Raw genomic sequence first — 26,093 nt, 5'->3', positions numbered from 1 at the left:
GAAGCTTACCCAAAAGAGTACTGACATCACGCAATTTCAAATTTCCCATGTTTTAGAATATGGCGCCTATTTGGAAAATAAATACAGCTCAGACAATTCTAGAAGAAGACGAGTTCAAGCACTTCGCATTTTCTTTGATTTTCTAGTAGTCAATGGACTCTTTGCAACTAATCCCGTGAGAAAAATACCAACTTCACCAAAGTTTTTAGATATCCCAAGACCTACGCCATTCATTGATGTTAAAACATTGTGGGTACATCTTTTGGAAGAAGAAAAAATCAATAACGGCATGGCCAAATTGTGTGCACTAAGAAATCAAGTCATCATGCTTTTAATTTTTGGTGGCGGCCTAAAAGTATCTGATTTGCAAAACCTTAAAGAGAACGATCTCTATTTAGGAGAATCTCCTCGCGTTCTTATTCAACACCCGAAAAGAGATCCTTACACAATACCTCTTCCCCCAATTTTTAACGACGTTATGAAAAAATATAAGGAAGAACTATCATTTTATAAAAAGGAAGCTGGACTTACATTTGATCATATTCTTTTTAATGCAAATCCATATCGCATACTCTCAGGAGGCCTATCTCCAAGAGGACTAGAAGTGGTCTTTGAAGATATTAGAAAAAAATTGATGATCACATTAACACCAAAATCTTTACGCCAATCATGTATCTTTAAATGGCTCTCACAAAAGAAAAATGATACTTCAATAAAAGAATGGTTGGGAGTCGCTCCCTCATATTCACTAAAACTTTATCGTGAACATATGGAACAAAATATTTTTAATGATGAATTTTTAGAAAAACTTTATCGCAACCACTTTGCGAAGGCCCATTAGTTTTTAATCTTTTAATTCCTGTGGTCTCGGGGCCACAGGCAATCCTAAATCTTTATCTTGATGCCAGCGATCCACATAAAGTTCCGTGCGCTCAATTCTGTAGAAGTCTAAATCTTTTTCAAGCTCATCAAGTTGGAAAGCAAGCTCGCGTTGCAATTTGGCGTAATCGCCTTTCTTACCAATCAGAGCATCTAGGGCACGCTCTTTATCACGTGTGAGTTCCATAATTTTCTTGTCATATTCGGCTGCCAATTTCATTTTCTCTTGATCAAAGGCCCAAATAAAATGATTCACTCTATTGAGTTGGTTGAAGTAATCTTTCTTCCTACGAAGAAGCGCAACTCTATAAAGTGAGGCCTCTTCCACACGTTTTGATAAATCGCGGGAATCGACAATAATAACTGTTCCTCTTCTAAAGTAGAGCTCTCCACCCCAACATGGCGTTAAGTCTTCAGCATAAATTGTAAAATAGCCTTTTTCAGAAGAGCGAATATAGCCTATGCACGGGTCACGATCGCGCATTGTGGCCACATGAAAATTGATTTTATCACCAGCACGAAAAAAGCGTACGACTGAGTTTTCGGAGCTCACCTTCATGAGATTACTTGACTTATCTCTGTCGGTAATGCGGCCAGAGAACTTGGCGTAATTGACATCTTTATCGTAGAACGAGTCAAGACCTGTCGTTTGGTCTTTAGTAGCAAATTTATTGTCTGCAACGGCCTTACGGTTTTTGCCTTGCGACTTTGTTAAAACAAAGTCCTCACCCATAACAGAGGGCGCTAAACAAAACAGAGAAAGGGCCAATAAACCAATCTTAACCATAATCCTATTATGACTCACTCAATCAGGGCGCGCCATGAGCGGAAAAACTTGTCGCATGGCCTCGGGATTGATATTTTATAGGCATAAAAAACTTAAGGAGTCGTTATGGATTTTTTTCTTGATACAGGGATTATTTCTGAAATTGAACAAGCTGCAAAATGGGGATTTGTTGACGGTGTTACTACAAACCCAAGCTTAATCGCTCAAACTGGTCGCTCACAAAAAGATGTTATCACTGATATCTGTAAAATCATCGACGGACCAATCTCTGCTGAAGTTATTTCAACTGAAAGAGAAGCTATGATTAAAGAAGGTGCGGCACTTGCTGAGCTTCATGACAACGTTGTTATCAAACTTCCTCTAACAGAAGACGGAATCTCTGCTTGTAAGTGGTTCTCTGACAATGATATCAGAACGAACGTAACACTTTGTTTCTCTGCCAACCAAGCTCTTCTTGCAGCTAAAAATGGTGCTACTTATATTTCTCCCTTTCTTGGCAGACTAGATGATGTTGGTCAAGATGGTATGCAACTGATTCACGAAATCCGTGCGATCTATGACAACTATGGGTTCACAACTCAAGTTCTTGCGGCCTCTATCAGACACTCTATCCACGTTAAAGACTGTGCTCTTGCAGGTGCAGATGTTGCGACAATGCCACTTAAAGTTATGAAGCAACTCTTCAAGCATCCTCTAACAGATATTGGACTAAACCAATTTCTTGCAGACCACGCAAAATCAAACAAGTAGAATACAAGAGTTAAAAGCTCTGTCTTAAATTCTTAATTAAAAAAGTCCATCAACCGATTTGTTCTTTGCAAACGGGAGATGGACTTTGAAATTTAAACCCTATATTTTATCGCTAATATTACTGACCAGTTGTATGGGTCAAAAGACAGAGAAAAGCTCTCTCTCAACATCTGGGGCCTCAGGTTCTGGATCTAATCTTACGACACGCTGGCCTGCAAGCAAGTTGCCTTTGGCCGTAAAAATCTCAACAGACTTCAACACTTCAACCATCGATAGTTATGATGAAACAAGTGGTAACGATAGCATCCAGCAAATGATGAAATTGTGGAATACGGCCTATGATGCTGGCACACTTTATAATTTCAATGCAGGATATATTGCCAATTATGAACCAGCACTTGCCGATAGCTATAATGATTCGACTGTAGGAATCTATTTACTTAACTCATGGCCTGCTGAATTTAAAGCAGAGGCCCTTGCTGTCACCCAGTACTGGGCCCAAGAAATCTTTTCACCAACAGGAAATTACTATGAAATTATCCATGGTGATATTTTGGTGAACTACGAATACTACAACTACTCAGCGGCCGCATCAGGTGTTACCTATAAGTATGATTTTCCAACAGTAATTCTCCACGAGCTTGGCCATCTTGTGGGTCTAAAGCACGTATCCAAATCACTGGCCCCAAGTATAATGCTTAGTACATTGGGTACGGATGAAGTGAAAAGACAAGTTTACACTATTGATAAAGAACTTATAAACACCATTTATGAGGACACTGCCCTTACTGCAGAAGATCCAGTGCTAGGAAAATTTTCTAAAAGCGAAGACGCTCCTCAAAAGCGAGGCAATGTTTATCGTGGTGTTATTGAGTTAATGCCTAGTGGAAAATGTCTACACTATCTAAATGGAAAGTTGGTTGAAGAGCATTAATTAAGATGTGATTCAACACATTCTTTTACACGCGAGCGGCCTCGAAAAAGCAATTGACGAAAATTTGAGGCCGTAATTTTTAAAACTTCGCAAATTTCTTCTGTAGAAAATTCTTCAATAAGACGCATATTTAAAACGGCCTTTTGTACATCTGGAAGCTTTTCCATACAATTTTCTACGATCTTTAACATCTGGCCTTCTTCCAAATATGTCGAAGGGTCCCGCACATCTCCAAGCCAATGGCCATCCTCTTTGAATCGAGATTCTAAAATGTCGTCAATAGGATCATAATTTTCAAATTTCATTTTTTGGCGACGATACTCAGATACTTTATGATAGAAAATGCCAAAGAGAAAAGTACGTATGTGACTTCGCCCCTCAAAGCGCGGAAGTACCTCAAAGAAAGTTATCCATGTATTGTGACACACATCTTGGGATTGATCTTCCCCTAGACCCTGACCCATGCCCGCACTCACAAGATGTGATGTATAAGCACAAACCACCTCATTTACAGCACTTTCGTCTAAGGCCTTAAGCCTATCTAAAAATTGAGGGTCTCTAAAATGATCTGTCACAGAATTCCTTGGAGCTATTTTTTCTCTATTATACAATTGAGAGGTGCAAACACAAGGATAGGATTATGCGAACCATTCTTCTCGTCTTATTTACATTTATGAATAGCACTTTGGCCTTTGATCATACTCATAAACTTTTTAACGATCTTTTAGGTCGCAATTGCATTCACAATGAATTTTCAACTCAAGTGCGCTATGAGAATATCAAAAATAACGAGTCAAAAAATTTAGATCGTTACCTCAAAGAAATGAGTCAAGTTACTAAAGATGAGTACAACACCTTCAATAGAGATCAGAGACTGAGCTTTCTTATCAACGCCTACAATGCCTTTACCTTAAAACTAATTATCGACAACTATCCTGTAAAATCCATCAAAGAAATTGGTGGCCTTTTTTCATCACCATGGAAAAAGAAATTCATATTTCTACTCGGTGAAAAAATTGACCTCGACACCATTGAACATCTTCTCATAAGAAAAGCATTTAATGAGCCTCGTATTCATTTTGTACTCGTGTGTGCGGCCAAAGGCTGTCCTCCCCTTAATCCCGTGGCGCTAACAGCAGAGAACTTAGAATTTTACCTCACAAAAAGCACACGCAATTTTCTCAAAGACGAGCAAAAAAATTACTATAATTATAAAAGAAAGCGTCTCACTCTCTCACCTATATTTGAATGGTATAAAGAAGATTTTGAAAAAGATGGAGTCGATCTCGTAGACTGGCTTATCCCCTACCTCGAAGACCTCAAACTTATTGAGGCCTTAAAAAGAGAGGATATTGAAATTCGTTACTCTGTATATGATTGGTCATTGAATGACGTGAACTGATTCTAAGCTTCGTGAACCTGGGCCTTATAGCCACGGCCATAAATTGAACTAATACGAACTTTAGAATGAGAAACTTTTTTACGTAGAAGACTCATGTGATAATTTATAATTCTATCAACACTTTCTTCATCACTATTTTCACCAAAAAGTTTTACTAGGGTTGAGCGCTCAACAATAGCGCCACGCTCTTTTACAATGGCCACAAGAAGTTTAAACTCACTAGGAGTAAGCTCGACCTTCTTTCCTGAAACAGAAACGCTCTGAGAGTCCAATGAGAAGTTCATATCACCATAGGCGAGGTTCATGCCTTTGCTTACGGCCCTTGAGAGAATACTGCCAATCATGGCCTTAAATTCATTGCGATCAAAAGGCTTCTCAACATAGTTGATAGCACCTAATTTATATGATGTTACTTTTGATTCTACGTCTGTATTTGATGAAAGCATGATGATTGGAATATCAGCGTGCTCTGGTGAACTCTTAATTCTTGCGCAAACATCATGGCCACTCATATCGGGCAACATAATATCTAGAACAATAAGATCAGGCCTTTTAACAAAAAGTTCCTTTAGACCGTTTTGTCCATCCTCGGCCGTAATGACTTCATATTCATCACGTAAAACGGCTTCAACCAATACCCTCATAGTCGGGTTGTCCTCAATGCATAAGATCTTTTTTTTCATGAGCAAATACTTTTATCTAATAGAGTTTATCCAATCCTTGACGAGTTCTTTATCCTCATCACTCAACAAATGATTAGCTCCAGGGGGCATTGGCCGCCCTTCACCTTGTCCTAATATTCTTAAGTATAGCTCACTTGAATTGGCCATGCGAGGTTTTACGAGTCCGGAATCAATAAGATTTTTTATGCTTGCCTCGCTATCTCCCTCAAAAATTTGGTGACAACTTGTGCAATTTTTTGTGAAAAATCCTTTTTGCAAAGCTTCGTATTTTCCAATGGCGAGGTCAGAATATTCCACCTGCCCACTATTATTATCAGTAGTTACGTCATCTTGAAGACTTGGGGCCACAACCATAACAGTTCCATTTTTATCCTCTACAAACCATAGCTTACCGTCACTTCCTTCACTCATACCAACAGGTGCCCCTCTCGGGCGCACACCTACTTTTGCTTCCCATCCATTTATAATTTCTTTGGCCTCACCAACTGGTCTTTCATTTTCGTCAAGATCAAAGGCCACTAAGCGATGACCTGTTTCTCGATAGCCGTGAAGTGATACGACAAGTTTATTTTTGAAAAAAGAGAGCGCCTCTCCACGATAAAAAAACATATCAAGGGGTGCACTGTGCGAAGGTAAAAAAGCAACAGGTGCTTCGTAATCAGAACAATCTATTTTTGGCATTTTGCGATTAAAAAGTGATTTTTTAAATTTAGGATTTAAAGAATCTTTTTCATAACAATATGGCCAACCAAAATGTTTTCCATTTCCAAGAAGATTAATTTCTTCTTTTGGTTCATGAAGTTCTTTGAAGTCCATACTATTTTCACCTTGAAAAAAATCTCCAAAAAGATTTTCAGCAAGGGCCATTGAATTTCTAAGTCCTCTTCCTTGTACAACAAATTCACCCGTAACATTTCCCTTATCATCGAGAAGATACTCGCGAACTTGGGCCTCATTTTTATATTGCTCACAAGGATAAATCGGTTTTCCAGATTCAGTTAGACACTGATCAGTTGGGGCGCCAATATTAACGAGCACACTATTTTGTGAAGTAAAAATAAAATGAGTTAATGGATGAGATCCCTCAACAGGAAGATTCACGATAAAATCTTTTCTTTCAATATTTTCATTGGCAGTAGGATCGATAGAACTAATGCGACCAGCTTCTCCAATATAAATTCTGCCATCGGGTCCAATCTGCAGGCCATGCGGGCGATCAAGTTTTGTTAGAACTTTTGTTAAATTCTTATAACCATTTTCTTCGATAACAAGCTTCCAAAGAGTTCCATTATTTTTTGCCCAACTTCCCATATCTGTAATGTAAAACTCGTTTTCACGATACTCTACAATCCTTCTAGGCATCTTTAACCCTTCTCCTTTATCAACAACGAGGCCGACACAGCTCCCTTGTGGAGAAGAAATTGAAACGCGTGGAAAACCTGCACATGTTGAACTTTTCTCGACGGCATAGCCGGAATTTAAAAGCTCTGCGTTTGCAAGAGATGAAATGAGCAAAAGAAATGATAGAGATAATTTCATAAATACCACCGATGGAAGATGGTGATATTTTAACGAGAACTATGAGCTCTCTCCATATGAAGAGAAGCAATTACAATGTCGTCTAAAAAATAGACAAAAAAAAGGCCCAATTGCTTGGGCCTTCCTTTATATCATCAATAAATCACTATTTTTGGTCTTGAAATTATTAATTGACGATTACTTAGTTGCTTCGAAAATTGCCTTGAAACCGTCGAAGTCTCTAGCAGCAATCTCAGAAAGCATTTTTCTGTTAAGAGTACAACCTTTGTTCTTAAGAGTACCCATGAACTTCGAGTAAGAAGTACCTACAAGCTTTGACGCTGCAGAGATTCTTGTAATCCAAAGTTTACGCATATCTCTCTTAAGTAGTCTTCTACCGATGTATGTATAGTGAAGCGCACGCTTAACAGTTTCAGCAGTGTGCTTGTACTTAGTTCTTCTGTCAAAGTGAAAACCTTTGGCAAGTTTAAGAACTTTGTTTCTTCTTCTTCTAGCTTTAAAACCTCTTCTAACTCTAGACATTTTAACTCTCCTTTAAAACGATGCTTTGGGGGCCAATGGCTCTTTTAATAAAATTTTTCCCAAGCCTCAGTCAGTTACTAAAAAATACGTTAATCAATCGATTAAACGTATGGGAGACATCTCTTTACTTTATTGTAGTCAGCTTCGTGAACGTAAGCAGTTTTACCAGCTTTGTTCTTACGCTTTTGACTTCTTTTTTCAAGAATGTGTCTTAGGTTCGCTTTTGCTCTTTTAAGCTTACCATTTCCAACTGCTGTAAATCTCTTTGCAACAGCTCTTCTCGTCTTCATTTTAGGCATTGTTAACTCCTACCATTCTATATTTAAGACCAAAAAATAATGTATGAAGCACATTTAAATACCAATAAGTGGGCGAAATGTAAAAGGAAAAGTAAGGCCTTTGCATATTATTTACGCGAAGTTCTAACTTTTCATCCTACTCAATAAAAAAAGGAGACGGCAAGTCTCCTTATTTCAGATATTTACGAATAAATACTATTTCTTTTTAGGAAGGGCCTTGTCTGGTGAAACGATCGTGATGATTCTATTTCCCATGAACTTTGGCTCGGCCTCAACAGTTGAGCCCATGGCCGTAACTGTTTCAAGAATAGACTTAAACTTTTCCATCCCAGCATCTTTATAGGCCATTTCACGCCCACGAAATTGCATAACCATTTTAACTTTATCACCTTGAGCAAGGAAGCGCTCACAATGTTTAAGTTTAGTCATAAGATCATGTGCCTCAATATTTGGCTTGAACTGGATTTCTTTTAGTTGAGCTTGAGTCTGCTTTTTCTTCGCCTCTTGGGCCTTCTTTTGAATTTCGTACTTATACTTTCCGAAATCCATGACCTTTACTACAGGAGGCTTCGCAGTTGGTGAAACTTCAATCAAATCAACTCCACTCTCATCAGCAATACGACGCGCCTCATCCATAGACACTACACCATAGGCCGTACCATCGTCGCCAATTAGTCTACACTCGGGAATTCTGATTTGTTCGTTTACTCTAGGGCCAGTATCCTTTCTTTGGAATTTACCCTGTCCACCACTGTTTTTTTCCTTAATAAGTCACCTCCAGGAATGTTAATAAAAAGCCTCTATGAATTATCATGAGGTTAAAAAATATTCAAAGTATATTTTAAATAATTATATCAAAAAAAAGTAGTTAAAGGCAATTTTTGGTACATCGCTACTCCAATCAAAGACCAAACGCCAAGTGGTTGCTAATTTTTGGGTCTGTTTAGAAATCTCTTGTAGGTTCTTAAGACCTTCATGATGCACTTCACCCAAATTTAGATCAAACCACATTTTTTGTAGAGGCACTTCAAGGGCCATGCCCTTGCTTACATCATAAAACTCAAGACCTGAAGGAAGATTGCCCACGTGACCAATAACCTCACGGCCAACCCAAATAGTGCTGGTATCAGCGAAGAAGTAAAGGATTGTACGATCTCCATAAAGTCTGAGTTTTGGATTTGTCTCTATGAAGTGAAAAAGCTTTTCATCACACTTTTGCCAATGTCCTGATAAGTAATCATCCTCAATATATAAAAGGCGACTATTAGTCAGAGTAACTTCATTCCAATGATTACTCACCGTCTTTTTCCTCCCAAGGCTCAATATGAATGAGAACATCCACATGGCCTGCAATTTTCTTTAATTCCACCACAACAGCATTTTCAACTTGCTGGCCGACAGCATGGGCCTCAACTAATGTAAGGTTTGGATCTAGATGGACGTGAAAATCGGCGTGCAGCCAATGCTCATTACCTCGGATACGAAAATTATGAATATCTTTGACGTGATCAAATTTCTCAATTTCCTTTAAAAAGCCTTCATCCAACGGAGGAGCTCCATCAAGCAGATCATTTAAATTTATGCGAACAATCTTTAAGGCCAAATAAACGAGGTAACAAATAACAACAAGTCCAACAACCGTATCAAGCCAAAAGTGACCGAAGTAGCTGGCAATAATTGAAATGAGAACTGCCCCACTAATAATGAAATCACCAAAAGTATGTGAAGCATCTGCAATTAAAAGTGAAGAATTATAACGCTCTCCCCACTTTCTTTCATACGTAGAAACAAAGAGAGAGATCATCATTGAAACGATAATACTGATCACAGGCCATGGGCCAAACTGAGCACGAGAAGAAAAATCCCCTTCGAGAATAGATTTAATATTTATCTCTCCGGCCACTTGATAAGCAGAGAATAGAAGCAAGAACGCCACAACCATACTCCCAAGAGTTTCGGCCTTATGATGTCCATAATTATGATCACTATCTGCTGGCTTTGAAGCATAGTAGATTGTAATGAGCGCAAGAATATTTGTGGAACTATCAACCATTGACTCTAAACCCGAAGAAGTCAAAGAAAGATAGGCAAACATATGGCCCACCACAATTTTGATGAGGGCCACTGCAATATTAAGATAAAAAGTAATCCACAGAACGCGGCTTATGCCTTTGCGTCTTTCACTTAAAGTCACACACTCTCCACGCGTAGATTAAATTTCATTTGTTCTTTTAGATCATTTTCAAACTTCTCTACTAAACCAGCAAGTACCTCAGGATTATCAACAACGTATTCCCCAGCTGAAAGAGATACAATCTTTTCTTGAGTGAAATACTTCATCGCATTTCTCATAAGTGGCAGAGAAAAACTTTCTTGAAAACGAATAAGCTTTCCAAGGTCTTTTTCATTGTTAAAATTTGCTTTAAATAAATTAAAGAACTCATCCCACTTAAAGCCAGAAGGCTTCTTCTCACCCAACTCTTTAGCAGTAAGAGCACTAATATAATAGGCCTCGTTGATATAGCTTAGAGAGCGAGAAAAAACACTTAATGAACTTGCAATGGCGTAAAGTTCTTTGTGTGAAAGATTCATTAAATCATCTAAAGTTGAAACTTCGCGACCGATTGATTTAGAAACGATCGTCAGAGTTTGCACAAAAAATTCTTTAATCGTAGGAAGATAAAACTCATGCTTCATCTGATTACGAAGCTCTAAGAAAAACTTTTTCAAATCATCTACGTTATTAATACGACCACTGAAAATATTGATCCAGGCCAAGTTGATTGTCCATGGAACAAGAAAGTGGTGTAAGATTGTATTTTTAAAATAAAGCATCTCTTGGCGAGCTTCTTCTTTAATGGCGTAAAAAGTATGACCTCTATTATTTTTTCCAATAAGGTCAAGCTTTGAGTTTCCAATCAAAATATCTAGAGCACGACCAAGTGTGCTCTCAAGTTTGTCACTTGTTAATGAAGGCGTACAAGGAATATTGAAGTTCGCACAAAATTCCACGATATATTTTGCTCTGGCAAAAATATCGTTCCACTGGAGCGCTCCTTGAACCTCATCAAGCAAAATAAGTGCGAGTAGTGATGTCGGAGTCACCACCATATTCTTACCAACATTTCTAAAACATTCAAAGGCAAGCTCATAAGCATGAGCTCTAATATCAATATCCTCACCATCAGTATGGGCCTTTACAGGTCTTCCTAAATTGATATGAACATTTCCAAACTGATAAGACAAAAATTTAAAGAGACCAAAAAGTTGCCCCGTACTTTCTTTAACTTTTTTACCACCCTTTAATTCGCGGGCCAGTGACTTTGTTTCAGGCACATATTCGTGATTTATACTCACTGGGCAAAAAAGTAGATCGGCCTTGCTTTCTTGTGGAAGGTAAGAATGGGCCTCAAGAAGCATTTGATAAAGACCAAATTTTGGAGGTAGTAATTTTCCAGTACGCGATCTTCCCCCTTCAAAGAAAAACTCAATAGGTTTTTTATCAAGAAGAAGACAGTATAAGTATGCTTCCAAAGAGAGCTTATAAAGAACATCATTGTTAAACGATCTTCTGATAAAGAAGCATCCCGATTTTCTAAAAAGTTTTCCAATAGGAAAAATATTTAAGTTAATCCCCCCTGCTACATAGAGAGGGAATCCAAACGTTTTATATACAATATAGTTAATGGCCAGGTAATCAGCATGAGACTGGTGATTAGGAACTAAGACCACACAATTATTTTTAACCAATTCTTTGAAGTCGAGACCATTTTCATTGAAATTGATCCCGTCATAAAGATTTGGAAGAGTGGCATCGAGCATTTTCTCAAAAGTCTTAATATAAGTTTTTGAGTAATCGGCCCTAATCTCTTCGAGATTTTTAAGGGCCTTTTCTCTTTCAGCTTGAGAATTTTCACGCGACTCGATTCTTTCTTTAAGCTTTGGATAGCTTAGAAATTTCTTCTGTAGACTATTTAACATGGATCCTATCCTCTTACTCCATGGGGTTTACTTTCGGCCATCCCAGATGAGCTCATTTCAATAAATAGCCCGGCCTCTCTCATCGCAACAATTTTTTCAACACCAAGGTAAGTCATCCCTGAACGGATACCACCTGTAAGTTCATCAATAATATTTTCAACAGGGCCTTTACAAGGAATCATTGTATGCTCACCTTCGGCGGCCATTCCTTTAGGCAACTCTCCTCTCCAAGAAACTTGTGCAGATTTTGAGGCCATACCACGGTATTGCTTCATACCACTCACAACTTCACCTGGAGTTTCAAGCGCTCCTGATACAAGAGACCCAACCATACATGAATCAGCTCCTGCACAAAGGGCCTTAACCATATCACCTGAGTTTTTCAAACCACCATCAGCAATAACAGGAACACCATGCTTTTGCGCTTCTAGAACACTCATAGCAATGGCCGAAAGTTGAGGAACTCCGTGACCTGTAATAATTCTTGTCGTACACATTGATCCTGGACCAATACCAACTTTAACAGCATCTGCACCTGATTCAATCATGCGCTTCACACCATCAGTTGTTGCAACGTTACCAGCAATGACATCAATATGTGGGTAACGCTTTTTAACTTCTTTAAGTACATCGTGCATCATCACTGAATCACCGTGGGCAATATCAATAGTTAAAATTTGGACACCGACATTTACCAGAAGTTCAGCTCTGTGAAGACCTTCTTCTTTAACACCAATAGATGCAGCAATAGGAGTTGTTAGGTTATTATCTTTTAAGAATTTTTGAATAAATTTTACGTCTTCAACTTGTTCTTCTGGAGACATAAAACGGTGTAGAATACCGAGTCCACCAAGTTTAGCAATGGCACAGGCCATTTCTTTACCTGTCACTGTATCCATATTGGCCGTAATGATCGGAATGTCGATTGAATAGTTTTTAGTGGCCTTTGTCCCTAGATCTGGATGGCGACGCGAAGAAATCTCACTATGTCTTGGCACGAGTAAAACATCATCAAATGTTAAACCGCGACCTCTTTGCAAAATACCATTTGCACCAAACATTAAATCCATGCGTTCGTCCTCCCGAAATTGTGTCTGTAATGTAGGGAAAGAATAACTTTTTTAGCACGGAAATAAAAGGAAAGGGTCAACGACCCTTTGCATTAATTACGTTTTTTTAATCACTAGACGCGTAAATTAACTTGCAACAGAGTCATCGAGTGACTGCGCACCTTTTTTGCGGCCGTGACCATATCCGAATAGGCCAGGGCCAAGTACGGAGAAAGGCCATCACTAGTTAATTTATTGAGAAATTTTTCACGCAATTCATCAGAAGTATGCTTAAGCTGTAACATCTCTTCTTTAACAAGAAGTTCATCGAGAAAATTCCCTGTAATAAGCCCTTGAGCGATTTTATCGTAGAAGGCTCTAACTGAATTGTAAAAAGCTATAAATTCTTCACGGATATCACCATCAAAAGCACCCTTTTCACAAAAACGAGTCTTACTTGTGGCCAATTTATCTAGATAATCAGCAATACTTTCAAGCTCATCTGCACTGCGAACCAGCGCCTGAGCGCGCAGGGACTCTCTTTCATTGAGACGATTTTCCATGAGCTTTAAAATGAAAAAAGTAATTTCTTTTTGAATATTATCAGTGATGCGCTCATAATCTTTAATTTTGGCCAAAGTACGCGGATCAGTCGCTCCGTTGTTGAGATACTCATCAACTCTATTAAACATACGATCAACGATATCTTTAAATTTTTGTAACTCTTTATCGGCAACAACAAGGGCCGTGGCCGCGATCATGTCGCTGGGATCGCCAAGCACTTGGAGCTTTGTTTGTTCTTTAACTTTTTCATCTGGAACAAGCTTAGAAACAAAGGCCGCAAGCTGATTGATAAAGGGAATAAAAAGTAGCGTCGCCACAACATTAAAAATAGTGTGTGAGCTCGCAATATGAACTGAAATATTTGGGCGCGCCCCACTCATATCCACAAAATTGGCCTCGCCGGGAATAAGCCATTCAATAAAATTTGCGTAATAAGGAAAAATAGAAATGAGAGCGAGAACACCGAGTATATTAAAGAGAGAGTGTGCGTGGGCGACTCTTTTAGCATTAACTGAGCCGCCAACCGTGGCCAACTGGGCCGTGATTGTCGTTCCCACATTTTCACCTAGCACCAAGGCCATGGCCGTGTTGAGTTCGATGACTCCTGATTGCGCAAGTGCCATTGTGATTCCGAGCATGGCCGATGAAGATTGAATAACAATAGTAAGAAGACAGCCGACAACAACGCTCGCAAGTAAAGAGCCGATACCTGCCCCAGAAAAATAGCCCAAAACTTCCAGAAATTCTGGCATATCTTTTAAAGGTTTAAAGGCATTGCTCATAATTTCTAGGCCAAAGAAAATCATCCCCATACCAAGGAAGATACGACCAATTTCTTTATGGCGATTCGTGCGTCCAAACAGGGCCGGAAAGATCCCCAGTCCTATAAGAAGAAGGCCATACTTTCCAACTTTAATTGAGATAATCCAACCCGTGATCGTGGTTCCAATATTGGCCCCAAAAATCACTCCGATGGCCTGAACAAGGGACATAAGCCCCGCATTGACAAGACCTATTACCATAACCGTAGAAACGGAAGAGCTTTGCACTAACATCGTAACCGCACAACCGACAATGACGGCCAAGAAACGATTTGATGTAAGTACGCTAATAATTTGTCTGATAGTGTCTCCAGCAAGAGACTGCAAGGACTCTGACATGGATTTCATGCCATAGAAAAAAAGGCCAAGTCCACCTAAGACAGTGTAGGCCATAGTAAATGCGCTCATATTATTCCCAAAGTTTGATGCACTAATGTATTGGGACTATTATCCACAGCTTGCACCTAATGGACAATATAAAGAAAGATAAATTTTTAATTACCAGTGGTTAGCTTAGCAAAGTAAATTGGGATTATGATGTACAAAATCGTGTCCCTAACGAGGTAGAAAAGAAAGAAGTAAACGAAGGCCTTGGGCCCTTTTAGGAATAATTTCTCAATACCAAGGTATTGAACCTTCTTAGACATCGAGATCATAAAAGGTGTTTTACCGTAATGGCGAAAGAAAAAAGAGATGGCCCCATCGACCTTCTTATCAAATTTGATAAATTGATTGATGATGATTTGTGGGCAATATTTGAGAAATAGACGCGCGAAAACCTCGCCCCAACGCTGCCAAAATGGCCTGTCATTTTCAGGGTTCAATTCATTATCTTTAGTGCGCGCTGTATCATTCATTTGTTCCATGGGCCGATACTAGCAGAAGGCCCCATCTTTGAAAAGTAAACAAAACTCGGGTTAAGTAAAAGATGATCTAAATCATTCAATAGGTTACATTTCTGTGACAAATAGATGCATGTTGTGCTTTATATTCTGGCCATCCCCTATTAATTAAAGAAAGGCGTGAATTTTTCATGATTCAAGGACTTAAGCTCATTAACCTTCCTTCTGGCAGCCCCTTGGTTAAAGAAACCAGTGGTGATGTTTTTATTCTAAAAACGTGTCAAAGAACGATTCTTGTGGGCCACAATCTCGCGCCACTGGAATACGTCAATAAGGCCCATGATTTTGACCTTTACGAAGATGAGTCGGCCTACCTTTTTCTACTCGAAACAATTTGTGGACTAAAAAGTAAGCTTGTGGCCGAAAATGAAATCACAGGTCAATTCAAAGACGCCTATCTTGAATACCTTAAACATAGTTTTAAGGGACCGCTCATTATGAACGTTCTTGAAAAACTTTTTAAGGACGCAAAAGAAGTGAGAACTCTCTATCTTCATAATGTCGGCCAACAATCCTACGCTGGAATGTCGCGTCGTTTTCTTCAACAAAAAAAGAAGTGCGGAAAAGTTTTACTCGTTGGCTCGGGGGCCTTAACGCGTGACTTAATAAAGCTTCTCGATAAGCACTACGAAATTTTTATCACAGCGAGAAATGAAGAGAAGATCAAAGATCTTCTTAAAGAATACCCGCAAAAAAATATTAAGACAGTGGGCTGGAAAGATTACTCATCTTATGAGACTTTTGAGCTCATCGTAAATACAATTGGTGCCGAGGACGTCGTTCTCTTTAACCAAAACTTTTTTAAGAACTGGAAGCAGGCCCAAGGGGAAATCTTTGTGGACCTGGGAACTCCCTCTGTTTTAAGAACAGATCTAAGTGATAAGCACGGTATTTATCGTTTGGAGCAAGTCTTTAGAGAAGCAAAAGTATTAGAAGAAGAAAAAGAACAAAAAGTTGAAAAGGCCAGGGATCATATCGCTTATTTAGTTGAAAAGCGAAAGACGACGTTTAGTCTCAATGTCCCATTTGGCTGGGAGGATTTACAGTTTGTCTGATTCAAATAAGGTAGTCTATAAGATAGGAACAAGAGGAAGTCTCCTCGCCCTTACTCAATGTACACAAGTCAAAGATCAATTAGAAAAACTCACAGGTGATAAATTCGTTCTAGAAGTTATCAAAACTCAGGGTGATTTAATTACTGACAAACCACTGTGGCAACTTGAAGGGAAAGACTTTTTCACCAAAGAACTTGATCACGCTCTTTTAACAGGTGCCGTTGATTTAGTGGTGCACTCATATAAAGATTTAGGAAGCGAAAGACCTGAAGGGATTGAACTTGCGGCCATTACCAAAAGACAATACTCAGAAGATATTCTTCTCATTAGAAAAGACGTGCAAAAGAAATTGCACGATCTTAATACTCTCATTGTTGGAACAAGTTCTCCTAGAAGAATCGTAAATATTGAAAAAACTCTAGCAAGCCTTCTCCCTGCAAAAGAGGGGTTGAGTGTAAAAACAAAAATGCTTAGAGGTAATGTAAATACCCGCATTAGTAAATTAAATAATGGCGACTACGACGCTATCGTTTTGGCCTTTGCTGGAATCGAAAGACTGGCCCTAAGTCCAGAATCAAAAAAAGAGCTAGAAATTCTTATCAAAGATTTAGACTTTATGGTTCTTCCGCAATCAATTTTACCAAGTGCCGCTTCTCAAGGGGCCCTGGCCATTGAGTGCTTTAAAGACAGAGATGATAACGGCGCTCTATTAGAAAAGCTTAGTCTTATGAAAGACAAGCAAACAATAAGCGAAGTTCAAAGAGAGAGACAGGCCTTTGCTTCTTACGGCGGTGGCTGTCACTTGGCCGTAGGTATTCACGTTAAAAAAGTTGGTGACTACTACGTGCACACTCATAGAGGAACAGTTGATGATAAGGTAATCGATGTTGTTCAAACTGAAGGGGCCTTCCCTACTTGCCATGATAAATCCAGTGCTTTTGTAGGTCTTTCTGAACAAAAACTTTTAGGGACAAATTATCTTAGTGATAAAATTATTGAAAAAAGACCCCTAGAGTTTAATGAGACATTCACAACTGACGATTTATATTTTACGTCATCACACTGCTACAGCGTGATGGAAAAGACCTCATATAAAGCTCTCTTCGCAGCTGGAGCGAAAACGCATCAATTCCTTGCGAAAAAAGGACATTGGGTACATGCTTCTTCAGATGGTCTAAGCGAAGAGTACCTGCAAGAGCTCAGAGGTTCTAAACTTCTTGGAATGTTTCTTGGAGATAACAGAAAACTTCTTGCTCTATCGAATGATGATGGAACAATCAACGAAGGTGAAGTTCTTCAAGTCTATGAAAGATTCATTGAATCTCCTAGCGAAGAGTATTTAGAAAAACTAAAAAATACAAAAGTCTTCTATTGGATGAGCGCCCATCAGTACAAAACATACACATCTTTTTGTCCTGAAATCAAAGAGGCCTTCCATTGCTGCGGTCTAGGTAAGACTCAACTTAAACTAAAAGAAATGGGTGTACAAGTTAGGGCCTTTAGTGGACTTGATGAATTCAATTCTTGGATGACACAAAAAAATTAATTAAAAGGAAAAAATATGAGTAAGCAAACTGAACTATTTGAGCGTTCAAAACAACTGGTTCCAGGAGGAGTTCACTCCCCAGTTAGAAGTTTTAAAGGACTTCCTATCACTCCGCGCTTTGTTAAAGAGGCCAGTGGAGCATACTTTCAAGATGTAGAGGGTAAAGATTATATCGATTTCTGTATGAGTTTTGGCCCCCTTATTCTAGGTCATAAAAATACAGAAGTTGAAAAAGATTTGATTGAAGCGCTAGGTCGTGGTTGGAGCTATGGAGCTTGTGAACCTTATTCTCTAGAGCTTGCAGAGTTTCTTATTGAAAACCTATCTCATGTTGAACAACTTCGTTTCGTGAACTCTGGAACTGAAGCGGTCATGACGGCCTTAAGGCTTGCTCGTGGTGCTACGGGAAGAAATAAAATCATTAAATTTGATGGTTGCTACCACGGACACGTAGACAGTATGCTCATCAAAGCAGGCTCTGGACTTGCTGGTGAAGCAGAGGCCTCTTCTGCCGGTGTTCCGGAAGGTGTTGCCAAAGATACGCTTATCCTTGATCTTGGAGATAAAGAGGGTGTTATCCAATGCTTTAAGGATCATCCGGGTGAAATTGCGGCCATCATTATTGAACCGCTTCCGGCCAATAATGGTCTTCTTGTTCAAACAATCGAATTTTTAACTTTCCTAAGAGAGATCACTGCTGAGCATGGATCACTTCTTATTTTTGACGAAGTTATCTCTGGATTTAGAGTGGCCTTCGGTGGAATGTGTGAAGTCACAGGAATTGTACCTGATATCACAACTTACGGAAAAATCATTGGTGGCGGTCTACCTGTAGGGGCCATCGCTTCAACAAATGATATCATGAAAAACTTGGCGCCACTCGGTAATGTCTACCAAGCGGGAACTCTAAGTGCTAACCCACTGGCCATGGTTGGTGGACTTTCGACATTGAAAAAACTTAACGAAGAAACTTATCATAATCTTGAAAAGGCCGGACAAAAATTAGAAGAAATTTTTAATGAGTGGTTTGTTGGCTACAACGATGGTGAATTTAAAGATTATCACATGACTAGATATGGGTCACTTTTTTGGATTCTTCCAGGCGGAAAAGATATTCATAGAGTTGGAGAAATACCTCTGAATCTAGCGGGGCGTTTTAACAAACTATTCCCTCTTCTTTTAGAAAAAGGAATCTACCTATCGCCAAATGCGTATGAAGTTGGTTTCCTAAGTCAAGCGCACAATGACTTTGTTCTAGAAGATCTAAAGAAAAGACTTTGGAGCTAAGTGTTGACTGGTCGTAAGGTATTTCCCATTCTCGCCACCTTGTGGGTGACAACATCACTGGCCCTTGGAGGCTGGTGGCTTTATCTTATCCTAGTTTTTGAGGATAAAGTAACGCATATGGGATTATCTCTTCCTGAGCTTGGAATTAAACCTAATGTAATTCGTATGCTCAAGTGGGAAGGATCCACTCTTATTCTTCTGATTTGTTTTTTATCGATCTCTCTTTTCATTCTTTACTATAAAGATCAAAAGAAAACGAAGGCCTTGCAAGCATTCTTTGCAGGCCTTACCCACGAACTGAAAACACCCTTAGCAAGCATTCGTCTGCAATCAGAAGTTATTCATGACACAATTGAAGAAAATTACAAGAGCGACACTCTTCTAGAGAAATTAACTGAGCGCCTTATTGAAGATACAGGAAATCTTGAAACACAAATGGATAAGATTCTTCAACTCTCAAGAATTGAGCGCGGAGGAAACTTAAACCCGGCCCCTGTTGATTTAATTTCTGTTATTAAAACAACTCACGCAAAAAGAGCGAAGAATCTTGCGATGAACCTACAATCACAAGTCATTGACCCAATTATTGAGGCCGACCTCTTTGCCCTTGAGCTTATTTTAAAAAATCTTTTTGAAAATACAAAATCTCATACGGAAAACCTAAGTGCTACGCTCACGATTGATGAAAAAGAACACCATATACGTCTTATCTATGACGATGGTGGAATATTTCATGGAGAGAGACAAAAACTTGGAAAACTTTTCTATAAACACAACTCTGCCAAAGGCTCTGGAATTGGTCTGTACCTTGTGCAAAAGCTCATGGATAGGATGGGTGGCCGTTTTATTATAGAAGGTGAAGAGAATTTAAAATTTGTCCTATGCTTTAAGAAATCCTTGGAGGTTGTATGAATGATGCAAAGTCCATGATTCTCATTGTTGAAGATGAAGATAATTTAGGAATTACTCTAAGTGAATACCTCAATGGTCTTGGTCACCACTGTCTCAGAGCTGAGAATGGAAAAACGGCCAGAGAACTCTTTGAAAAGCATAGTCCCGACATTATTCTGATGGACATTGGCCTTCCCGATGCCAGTGGATTAGATCTTGCTCGCGAGTTTAGACAAAAAAGAAAAGACTTTGTTCTGCTTTTTTTAAGCGCGCAAAATGATCCCAACACTAGAGTTGAAGGACTAGAAATAGGTGCAGAAGACTATATTACAAAACCCTTCGCCCTAAAAGAGCTTGTCCTGCGTCTGAAAAGAATTCAAAGCTCACAGGCCCTCAAACAAACTCTTCCAGAAGAAGTTCAATTGGGTGGTTTAAAAGTCTGGTTCAGAAGATTTGAAGTAAGCGATGGTGATGGTCACATTATTTCTTTGCCGCAAAAAGAATGTGCCATATTAGAGCTGCTCTACACAAGAATGGGTGAGGCCATTGATAGAAATGAAATCATCGATCAAATTTGGGGGCTCGATAAATTTCCGAGCAATCGCACAGTGGATAACTACATTGTACGCTTGAGAAAGTGGATGGAAACAGACCCGCAAAAGAGCGTTGATATTCAATCAGTGCGCGGTATCGGCTACAAATTAATTAAAAATAACTAAACGCTAAAAAGGATATAAAAATGGGTTTATTTGCAGATAGAATTGTTAATGCGAGTGGAAAGACACAAGTTCCAGTTTGGTTTATGAGACAAGCAGGTCGCTATCATGACCACTATCAAAATATTAAGAAGAACAGCGATTTTATGACAATGTGTAAAAACCCAAAGCTTGCTTGGGAAGTAACTCATGGTCCACTTGATGAATTTGATTTCGATGCTGCTATTCTTTTTAGTGATCTTCTTTTTCCCCTTGAACATATGGGGATGAACCTTGTTTACAACCCAGGTCCAATCCTAGGGACAAAACTAGAATCAATGGAAGTTCTTAAAACACTAAAACCAGTTGCGCCTGCAGCTGAATTTTATAACTTTCAAAAAGAGGCCTGTGCTCTTCTCAGAGCAAGTATGCCCCAAACTAAAACACTGCTAGGTTTTGTTGGTGCTCCATGGACTCTTTATACTTATGCAGTAGAAGGTTCACATGCGGGAAGTTTAACGAATTCAAAAAATGGTATTTACGATGGTAGATTCCAAGGCTTCTTAGAAATTCTACTTCCTGAACTTTTAACAGAAATGTCTGTTCAAGCGCAAGGTGGGGCCGATGCAATTTGTCTTTTCGACACGGCCGCAGGAGAACTAACTCGAGATGATTTTAAAAAATATTTGATCCCTGTTCTTAAACAAGTTACTGCTGAATTTAAAAAAATGCACCCAGATAAAAAGGTTGTGTACTACTCAAAACTAACTCATATTGAATATCTAACAGATATTGAAGACGATAATATCGATGTTCTTGGCGTTGACTGGAGAATGGATATTACAAAAGCATTAGAAGTTCTTGGAAATGATTACTATATTCAAGGAAATTTAGACCCAAGTCACCTTCACTTGCCATGGAATCTTCTTGAAACAAAGTGGCAAGAGCTATGGCAAAAGATTGAAGCTTCTAATAGACCTAATAAATGGATCGCAGGACTTGGGCACGGTGTTCTTCAACACACTCCGAAGGAAAATGTTCAACAATCAGTGGCCTATATTCATAATAATTTTGTTTATTAGTAAATATGACACCACAAGAGCTTAGTGACAAACTTTTACAATTTCATGCTCCGGGCGGAAGGTACACATACTACCCGCGCCGCAGCTCTTGGCTTAATAATGCCAGCATAGATGATATTGAAAAGGAAATAAAACGACTAAGCTCTGTTGATATTTATCTCCATATGCCTTTTTGCAAAGAACTGTGCACATTTTGTGGTTGTAATATAAAAATCACAACAAACCCCAACGACTTTGAAAATTACACAAAGGCCATTGTCTCCCAATGGAAGTATTACAAAAATATCAATCCAGAACTAAAGGTAAATAGAGTTTACCTCGGTGGTGGTACGCCAAACTACCTACCTGTCAGCGAACTGGAAAAAATATTTTCAGAGCTTCATATAAGACAAAACAACCCCCTTTCTATTGAACTAGACCCAAGATCAATTACGGAGTCTTTAATTCAATTTTTAAAGAACTACCAATGCGAGCGCTTCATCATTGGAATTCAAGAAATTGATGAGAAAGTATTAAGTGTGGTAAATCGTACAGGCGATAAGAAGAGAATTATAACAAATATAAAGGCCTTAAAAGAACTTAATCCCAAAGATATTACGGGTGAGTTTATCTATGGTTTGCCTTTTCAGAGTGTTGAATCGTTGAAACACGCACTTGAAATTTATACCAGCGATCTTTTATCAAGTGTTCAACTCTACCCATTGGCCCCCGTGCCATGGAATGAAAGTGTGCAAAAATCATTTGGTCCCTATGAGCCTCTTGGCCCTAAAGAGCTTAACGATGTTTTGGCCCATGCCAGTCAATATTTAGAAGAACACAACTTCACCAATATTCACTTTGGCCTTTTCACAAGAGACAATTCTTATTACATGGCAAAAAGAAATGAAGGTGAGCTTTCAAGAACAATGATGGGAACAATGCCTTACAAGGCCTCTGCCCTTCTAGGGCTTGGCCCATCGTCAATTTCGAAAGTAAATGGCGTCCTCTTTCAAAACGATCCCCTATTCGAGCGCTTCCAGGCCAAAATGGAAATGGGAAATAACGCCCTAATTGCCACTCATCGTCAAAGCGAAAGAGAGCAGCAATTTGAGTCTTTATTACAGATTTTTTTTAATACTGACACCCTCGACAAGACCTTCTCACAGGCCCTTTCGAGCTTTGTCGCAGAAGGCCTAATCAGTAATGATGGGACTCTTCGCGTTTCAAACGCTGGAAAGCACTTTAGCAAATACATTTGTCACAGTCTTGAAATTTCCTATTTCTAACATTTGAAAAGTAAGAACATTTTTGTTTTTTTAGATTTCAGTTCACAATCGTGCATGCCACAATAGAGAATATCTTAAGCGCTCTAAAAACAACCATGGAAGGTTTGTATGAACATTTTAAAAAACGTCAGTCTATCTCTTGCTCTTGCACCGCTAACGTTAGCTATCGCAAATGCAGCGCCTCATTACATCACTGTAGGAAACGACCTCGCAAGTGAACTTATCAAGGCAAACCCTGAAGCAAAAATCATTAAAGAATCAAAGAACTTCTCATTACTAGAAGTTGAAAAGTCAGATAAAATTCAGGCCTCAGTCATGGCCCATGAGAAATTTCACCGTTGTGGTGGTTTCTTTAGCTATGAAACTTTAACAGAGGCCCTCGGAGATTTCGATCTTCACAACGATAATGAAAAAAGTATGCTCTCTTTTCAAGACTACTCCCTTACTGAGGAAGATTCTGTAAAGAAGGCCATGGCCCAAACGAGTGAAATCAATATCCGCTCAACAATTATTAAACTTTCTTCTTACCACAATCGTTACTACAAAAGTACAACTGGTGTTGAATCAAGTAACTGGATTGCAGATGAGTGGAAGAAATTAGTGGCGCACAGAAGTGATGCCAAGGTTTCTCTTTTTAATCACACGAGCTGGCCTCAACCATCTGTTATCCTAAAAATTGAAGGCGAATCACCTGAAACAATTATTATCGGTGGACACGCTGATAGTATCGCGGGTTTTTGGAATCGTGGCGGGGCCCATGCTCCAGGTGCTGACGATAATGCCTCTGGTATTGCTACAATCACTGAAGTAATCCGTGTTCTTATGGAATCTAACTACAGACCTAAGAAAACGTTAGCATTTATGGCCTATGCAGCAGAAGAAGTTGGTCTTCTTGGTTCTAAAGAAATTGCTAAAAAGTATAAAGATGACGGCATCACCGTGGCCGGAGTTCTGCAACTTGATATGACAAACTTCAAAGGAAGTGACTGGGATATCGCACTAATGCAAGATTATACAAATAATGAGCAAAATGCTTTCGTTGGCTCGTTAATTGATACTTACCTTCCAGGCCTTAAATGGGGATACGATAAGTGTGGATACGGGTGTTCAGATCACGCTTCATGGCACCTTCAAGGCTTCCCTGCTTCAATCCCATTTGAAGCTAAGAAAAATGATATGAACCACAGAATTCATACAAATAAAGACACTCTTGAAACTATGGGTGGAACAGCAGCACACGCAGAGAAATTTGCAAAACTTGCTATCGCCTATACTTTAGAATTATCTAAGTAATGATGAAATTCCCGCGGGCCTAAAGGGCAGCGGGAATTTTTTTTGGAAATTGTAACGTAAATCGACCATATTTTTTATCCTGCTTCATCCACAACAATCCCCCATGCTCTCGAATAACTTTCTTACAAACCTCTAATGGCAAACCACCTTTTTGAAATGTACTCACAGGATTTCTATTCGCATTATTGGCCGAATCATCAATAACAACATAGATTTTTTTATAATTGGTTTTAATTTTCACATCAATAATCTTTGAATGTTCTAGACCACGTGTTTCTTTGCGCGATTGATTAATGAGACTGTAAATGGCCTCAGAAAGGAGGATCTCATGGCCATAAAAGTCTATTTGATGTGAATCAGTTGAAACATTAAGCTCAATTCCATCTTCTTCAAGTTTTTTAGTTAAGAGTAAACGGATATGGGTAAAAATACTATTAAAGTTAAAATCCTGATACTGCTCTATCTTATGGCCTAGGATAATATTCTTAATACCCATAAGAGTTGAGTTGATGCGATCAACTTGTTCATAAATGGAGGTAATTGATTCACCGACAGCTTTACTGTCTAATTGAAGTTTATATTTTTCTAAATATTGTGCTCTTCCTCTAATAATCGCAAGAGGGTTTTTAAGTTCATGCGATAGACCAGATGAAATTTGTCCAAGGGTTAAAAAACGAGACTCCATTTCAATCTTTCTTTGTTGATATGCTATTTTTTCTTCATAACGATTAATTCCTAGGGCCAACTTCTCAATTTCTTCATAGGCCGAGAAGTCATGATCTTTAATTGAAACCCTTTCTGGCGATTCAAGATGATCTACAACAATATCAATTGGTTTTAAAATTGAGCGTGCTATGAACTGACCAAATACAACAGAGACAAAAAACGCGAGCAGTAAACTGCTGCCTATCAATAGCTTCATGAAAAAAATATTTTTAGTATAATTGCCTTCAATAAAGTCATACAACTGCTCAATAGTAATTTGAAGGTTTATTTCATTCTGACTAATTTCTTTTTTTATTAATTCGAGTTTATCGACTTGGGAGAGAATTTCATTTTGAAGTGTTTCAATTTTACTTATCACCTCGTCCAAGTAGATACTTTTTGTTCCCTCTATTTTTTTTAGATAATTATTAATGAGTAAACTTCCTTTACGATCCCCTTGAATCAGCATGTCAAAATGATCACGTAACATCACCAAATCGAATCGATACTGCACGATATTTTGATTTTCTTCCATCCCATTGATCAAATTATTAACTCTGCCAGAAAGGCCTCGATCCATACGACCTAAACTCATTTGAATAAGTATAAAATCATCAATATGTTGCTCATACTTTTTGTTATGATCATTTATTCTTTCGAAGTACTCCTTATTCCTCTCTTTATTGAAACTATTCAATTGCAAAGAAAAGTCTGTTCGACTTTTAGAATAATTTTCATAGTTCAAAGACTTTTGACCAAGAAATAATCCCATATCACTATTAAGACCATTAGCTAGTCGGGAAAAAGCGATGCGAGTGCGCTGGAAGGCCTCCTCTAAGGAACGTGATTGCGCGACAACAGCTCCTTCTCGCAAAGACCATCCCTCACTAAGTATAAGCACCATCATAACAATTAAAATGCCCCCTAAGGCCGGGAGCGCACTAAGAAGAAAGAGTCGACCTGAGATCGTAGAAGATTTGAACATACATATCCTTTTACAGTATTTTAATAGAGAGAATATGAAGACAAACTCAAATTATACGCAATTTTTCTAATGTTAGAAAAAAGCATCATATCGAAATAACTTAGAGTGCTAGGCCTTATAAATTCATAAGTTGAAATGCGACACTTTTGACCTATAATGTTCGTATTGCGACAAGGA

Annotated in this window: 26 protein-coding genes; 12 read left to right on the top strand and 14 right to left on the bottom strand. The window is 38.7% G+C overall.

Going from position 1 to position 26,093, the window contains the following annotated elements:
• A partial coding sequence (locus M899_RS18565) for a tyrosine-type recombinase/integrase (RefSeq protein WP_369795335.1) occupies positions 1 to 841 on the top strand: 841 nt, incomplete at its 5' end.
• 3 nt (positions 842 to 844) lie between these two features.
• Here the strand turns inward: M899_RS18565 and M899_RS10130 are convergent.
• Positions 845 to 1,666: a hypothetical protein gene (locus M899_RS10130; RefSeq protein WP_021271336.1), complete on the bottom strand. Its 822-nt coding sequence runs from the start codon at positions 1,664 to 1,666 to the stop codon at positions 845 to 847.
• A 105-nt stretch (positions 1,667 to 1,771) separates the two neighbouring features.
• Here M899_RS10130 and fsa point away from each other — a divergent pair, with 105 nt between their 5' ends.
• Both fsa and M899_RS10120 read left to right on the top strand, forming a co-directional pair.
• Entirely contained in the window at positions 1,772 to 2,416 is a 645-nt protein-coding gene (gene fsa / locus M899_RS10125; protein ID WP_021271262.1) for a fructose-6-phosphate aldolase, read from the top strand.
• Positions 2,417 to 2,501: 85 nt separating this feature from the next.
• Complete coding sequence (locus M899_RS10120; protein WP_155897179.1) at positions 2,502 to 3,350, top strand: matrixin family metalloprotease; 849 nt, start codon at positions 2,502 to 2,504, stop codon at positions 3,348 to 3,350.
• Here the strand turns inward: M899_RS10120 and M899_RS10115 are convergent.
• Positions 3,347 to 3,925 (bottom strand): RNA polymerase sigma factor, encoded by a 579-nt coding sequence (locus tag M899_RS10115; RefSeq protein WP_021271332.1) that lies wholly within the window; start codon positions 3,923 to 3,925, stop codon positions 3,347 to 3,349. The genes M899_RS10120 and M899_RS10115 overlap by 4 nt on opposite strands.
• Positions 3,926 to 3,990: 65 nt before the next feature.
• On the opposite strand from M899_RS10115, the gene M899_RS10110 reads away from it, so the two are divergent.
• Entirely contained in the window at positions 3,991 to 4,752 is a 762-nt protein-coding gene (locus M899_RS10110; RefSeq protein WP_021271308.1) for a DUF547 domain-containing protein, read from the top strand.
• A 2-nt stretch (positions 4,753 to 4,754) separates the two neighbouring features.
• Here M899_RS10110 and M899_RS10105 read toward each other — a convergent pair whose 3' ends face one another.
• From M899_RS10105 to M899_RS10055, 11 genes are all read right to left on the bottom strand, one after another.
• Positions 4,755 to 5,435, bottom strand: a complete 681-nt coding sequence (locus M899_RS10105; protein ID WP_081653792.1) for a response regulator transcription factor — start codon at positions 5,433 to 5,435, stop codon at positions 4,755 to 4,757.
• A 12-nt stretch (positions 5,436 to 5,447) separates the two neighbouring features.
• Complete coding sequence (locus M899_RS10100; protein ID WP_021271329.1) at positions 5,448 to 6,974, bottom strand: PQQ-dependent sugar dehydrogenase; 1,527 nt, start codon at positions 6,972 to 6,974, stop codon at positions 5,448 to 5,450.
• 177 nt (positions 6,975 to 7,151) lie between these two features.
• Entirely contained in the window at positions 7,152 to 7,496 is a 345-nt protein-coding gene (gene rplT, locus M899_RS10095) for a 50S ribosomal protein L20 (protein ID WP_021271278.1), read from the bottom strand.
• A gap of 101 nt (positions 7,497 to 7,597) precedes the next feature.
• Positions 7,598 to 7,795 carry a 50S ribosomal protein L35 gene (rpmI, locus tag M899_RS10090; RefSeq protein ID WP_021271321.1) on the bottom strand — a complete coding sequence of 66 codons (198 nt, stop codon included), beginning with the start codon at positions 7,793 to 7,795 and terminating at the stop codon, positions 7,598 to 7,600.
• Between the two features lie 195 nt (positions 7,796 to 7,990).
• Complete coding sequence (gene infC, locus M899_RS10085; protein WP_034728762.1) at positions 7,991 to 8,563, bottom strand: translation initiation factor IF-3; 573 nt, start codon at positions 8,561 to 8,563, stop codon at positions 7,991 to 7,993.
• A gap of 81 nt (positions 8,564 to 8,644) precedes the next feature.
• Positions 8,645 to 9,094: a hypothetical protein gene (locus tag M899_RS10080; protein ID WP_034728760.1), complete on the bottom strand. Its 450-nt coding sequence runs from the start codon at positions 9,092 to 9,094 to the stop codon at positions 8,645 to 8,647.
• Positions 9,087 to 9,989, bottom strand: a complete 903-nt coding sequence (locus M899_RS10075) for a cation diffusion facilitator family transporter (protein WP_021271284.1) — start codon at positions 9,987 to 9,989, stop codon at positions 9,087 to 9,089. Before M899_RS10075 ends, M899_RS10080 begins: the two co-directional genes overlap by 8 nt.
• Positions 9,986 to 11,776, bottom strand: a complete 1,791-nt coding sequence (locus M899_RS10070) for a 1-acyl-sn-glycerol-3-phosphate acyltransferase (RefSeq protein ID WP_021271295.1) — start codon at positions 11,774 to 11,776, stop codon at positions 9,986 to 9,988. The genes M899_RS10075 and M899_RS10070 overlap by 4 nt, the downstream gene beginning before the upstream one ends.
• Positions 11,777 to 11,781: 5 nt before the next feature.
• Positions 11,782 to 12,846 (bottom strand): IMP dehydrogenase, encoded by a 1,065-nt coding sequence (locus M899_RS10065; RefSeq protein WP_021271302.1) that lies wholly within the window; start codon positions 12,844 to 12,846, stop codon positions 11,782 to 11,784.
• Between the two features lie 113 nt (positions 12,847 to 12,959).
• A complete protein-coding gene (locus M899_RS10060) occupies positions 12,960 to 14,618 on the bottom strand; it encodes a Na/Pi cotransporter family protein (protein ID WP_021271306.1) in 1,659 nt (552 codons plus the stop codon).
• An 86-nt stretch (positions 14,619 to 14,704) separates the two neighbouring features.
• Positions 14,705 to 15,076, bottom strand: coding sequence for a hypothetical protein (locus M899_RS10055; RefSeq protein WP_034728758.1), 372 nt, complete (start codon positions 15,074 to 15,076; stop codon positions 14,705 to 14,707).
• A gap of 167 nt (positions 15,077 to 15,243) precedes the next feature.
• Between M899_RS10055 and M899_RS10050 the strand changes: the two genes are divergently transcribed.
• The 8 genes from M899_RS10050 (at position 15,244) to M899_RS10015 (ending at position 24,226) form a co-directional block, all read left to right on the top strand.
• Positions 15,244 to 16,167, top strand: a complete 924-nt coding sequence (locus M899_RS10050; RefSeq protein WP_021271335.1) for a glutamyl-tRNAGlu reductase — start codon at positions 15,244 to 15,246, stop codon at positions 16,165 to 16,167.
• Complete coding sequence (gene hemC / locus M899_RS17745) at positions 16,160 to 17,713, top strand: hydroxymethylbilane synthase (RefSeq protein WP_021271307.1); 1,554 nt, start codon at positions 16,160 to 16,162, stop codon at positions 17,711 to 17,713. The genes M899_RS10050 and hemC overlap by 8 nt, the downstream gene beginning before the upstream one ends.
• Positions 17,714 to 17,728: 15 nt before the next feature.
• A complete protein-coding gene (locus M899_RS10040) occupies positions 17,729 to 19,000 on the top strand; it encodes a glutamate-1-semialdehyde 2,1-aminomutase (protein WP_021271353.1) in 1,272 nt (423 codons plus the stop codon).
• A gap of 3 nt (positions 19,001 to 19,003) precedes the next feature.
• Entirely contained in the window at positions 19,004 to 19,912 is a 909-nt protein-coding gene (locus tag M899_RS10035; RefSeq protein WP_021271246.1) for a sensor histidine kinase, read from the top strand.
• Positions 19,909 to 20,610 carry a response regulator transcription factor gene (locus M899_RS10030; protein ID WP_021271277.1) on the top strand — a complete coding sequence of 234 codons (702 nt, stop codon included), beginning with the start codon at positions 19,909 to 19,911 and terminating at the stop codon, positions 20,608 to 20,610. Before M899_RS10035 ends, M899_RS10030 begins: the two co-directional genes overlap by 4 nt.
• Before the next feature lie 20 nt (positions 20,611 to 20,630).
• Positions 20,631 to 21,668, top strand: a complete 1,038-nt coding sequence (locus tag M899_RS10025) for a uroporphyrinogen decarboxylase family protein (protein ID WP_021271339.1) — start codon at positions 20,631 to 20,633, stop codon at positions 21,666 to 21,668.
• A 5-nt stretch (positions 21,669 to 21,673) separates the two neighbouring features.
• Positions 21,674 to 22,933, top strand: a complete 1,260-nt coding sequence (locus tag M899_RS10020; RefSeq protein ID WP_021271264.1) for a radical SAM protein — start codon at positions 21,674 to 21,676, stop codon at positions 22,931 to 22,933.
• A 108-nt stretch (positions 22,934 to 23,041) separates the two neighbouring features.
• Positions 23,042 to 24,226: a M20/M25/M40 family metallo-hydrolase gene (locus M899_RS10015; RefSeq protein ID WP_021271275.1), complete on the top strand. Its 1,185-nt coding sequence runs from the start codon at positions 23,042 to 23,044 to the stop codon at positions 24,224 to 24,226.
• Positions 24,227 to 24,245: 19 nt separating this feature from the next.
• On the opposite strand, the gene M899_RS10010 is transcribed toward M899_RS10015, so the two are convergent.
• On the bottom strand, positions 24,246 to 25,838 hold the full coding sequence (locus M899_RS10010) for a sensor histidine kinase (RefSeq protein WP_231370270.1): 1,593 nt from the start codon (positions 25,836 to 25,838) through the stop codon (positions 24,246 to 24,248).
• Between the last annotated feature and the right edge of the window lie 255 nt (positions 25,839 to 26,093).

It is taken from the genome of Bacteriovorax sp. BSW11_IV (assembly GCF_000447755.1).
Classification (GTDB): domain Bacteria; phylum Bdellovibrionota; class Bacteriovoracia; order Bacteriovoracales; family Bacteriovoracaceae; genus BSW11-IV.
Note: the sequence above shows the minus strand (reverse complement) of the source record. Positions and strands in the feature narration are given on the sequence as shown.

Coding starts and splice junctions, on each gene's coding strand:
- M899_RS10105 (WP_081653792.1), bottom strand. CDS start 5,435: ATGAAAAAAAAGATCTTATGCATTGAGGACAACCCGACTATGAGGGTA.
- M899_RS10030 (WP_021271277.1), top strand. CDS start 19,909: ATGAATGATGCAAAGTCCATGATTCTCATTGTTGAAGATGAAGATAAT.
- M899_RS10065 (WP_021271302.1), bottom strand. CDS start 12,846: ATGGATTTAATGTTTGGTGCAAATGGTATTTTGCAAAGAGGTCGCGGT.
- M899_RS10020 (WP_021271264.1), top strand. CDS start 21,674: ATGACACCACAAGAGCTTAGTGACAAACTTTTACAATTTCATGCTCCG.
- M899_RS10040 (WP_021271353.1), top strand. CDS start 17,729: ATGAGTAAGCAAACTGAACTATTTGAGCGTTCAAAACAACTGGTTCCA.
- rplT (WP_021271278.1), bottom strand. CDS start 7,496: ATGTCTAGAGTTAGAAGAGGTTTTAAAGCTAGAAGAAGAAGAAACAAA.
- rpmI (WP_021271321.1), bottom strand. CDS start 7,795: ATGCCTAAAATGAAGACGAGAAGAGCTGTTGCAAAGAGATTTACAGCA.
- M899_RS10025 (WP_021271339.1), top strand. CDS start 20,631: ATGGGTTTATTTGCAGATAGAATTGTTAATGCGAGTGGAAAGACACAA.
- M899_RS10010 (WP_231370270.1), bottom strand. CDS start 25,838: ATGATGGTGCTTATACTTAGTGAGGGATGGTCTTTGCGAGAAGGAGCT.
- M899_RS10055 (WP_034728758.1), bottom strand. CDS start 15,076: ATGGAACAAATGAATGATACAGCGCGCACTAAAGATAATGAATTGAAC.
- M899_RS10110 (WP_021271308.1), top strand. CDS start 3,991: ATGCGAACCATTCTTCTCGTCTTATTTACATTTATGAATAGCACTTTG.
- M899_RS10060 (WP_021271306.1), bottom strand. CDS start 14,618: ATGAGCGCATTTACTATGGCCTACACTGTCTTAGGTGGACTTGGCCTT.
- M899_RS10100 (WP_021271329.1), bottom strand. CDS start 6,974: ATGAAATTATCTCTATCATTTCTTTTGCTCATTTCATCTCTTGCAAAC.
- fsa (WP_021271262.1), top strand. CDS start 1,772: ATGGATTTTTTTCTTGATACAGGGATTATTTCTGAAATTGAACAAGCT.
- M899_RS10015 (WP_021271275.1), top strand. CDS start 23,042: ATGAACATTTTAAAAAACGTCAGTCTATCTCTTGCTCTTGCACCGCTA.
- M899_RS10050 (WP_021271335.1), top strand. CDS start 15,244: ATGATTCAAGGACTTAAGCTCATTAACCTTCCTTCTGGCAGCCCCTTG.
- M899_RS10130 (WP_021271336.1), bottom strand. CDS start 1,666: ATGGTTAAGATTGGTTTATTGGCCCTTTCTCTGTTTTGTTTAGCGCCC.
- M899_RS10070 (WP_021271295.1), bottom strand. CDS start 11,776: ATGTTAAATAGTCTACAGAAGAAATTTCTAAGCTATCCAAAGCTTAAA.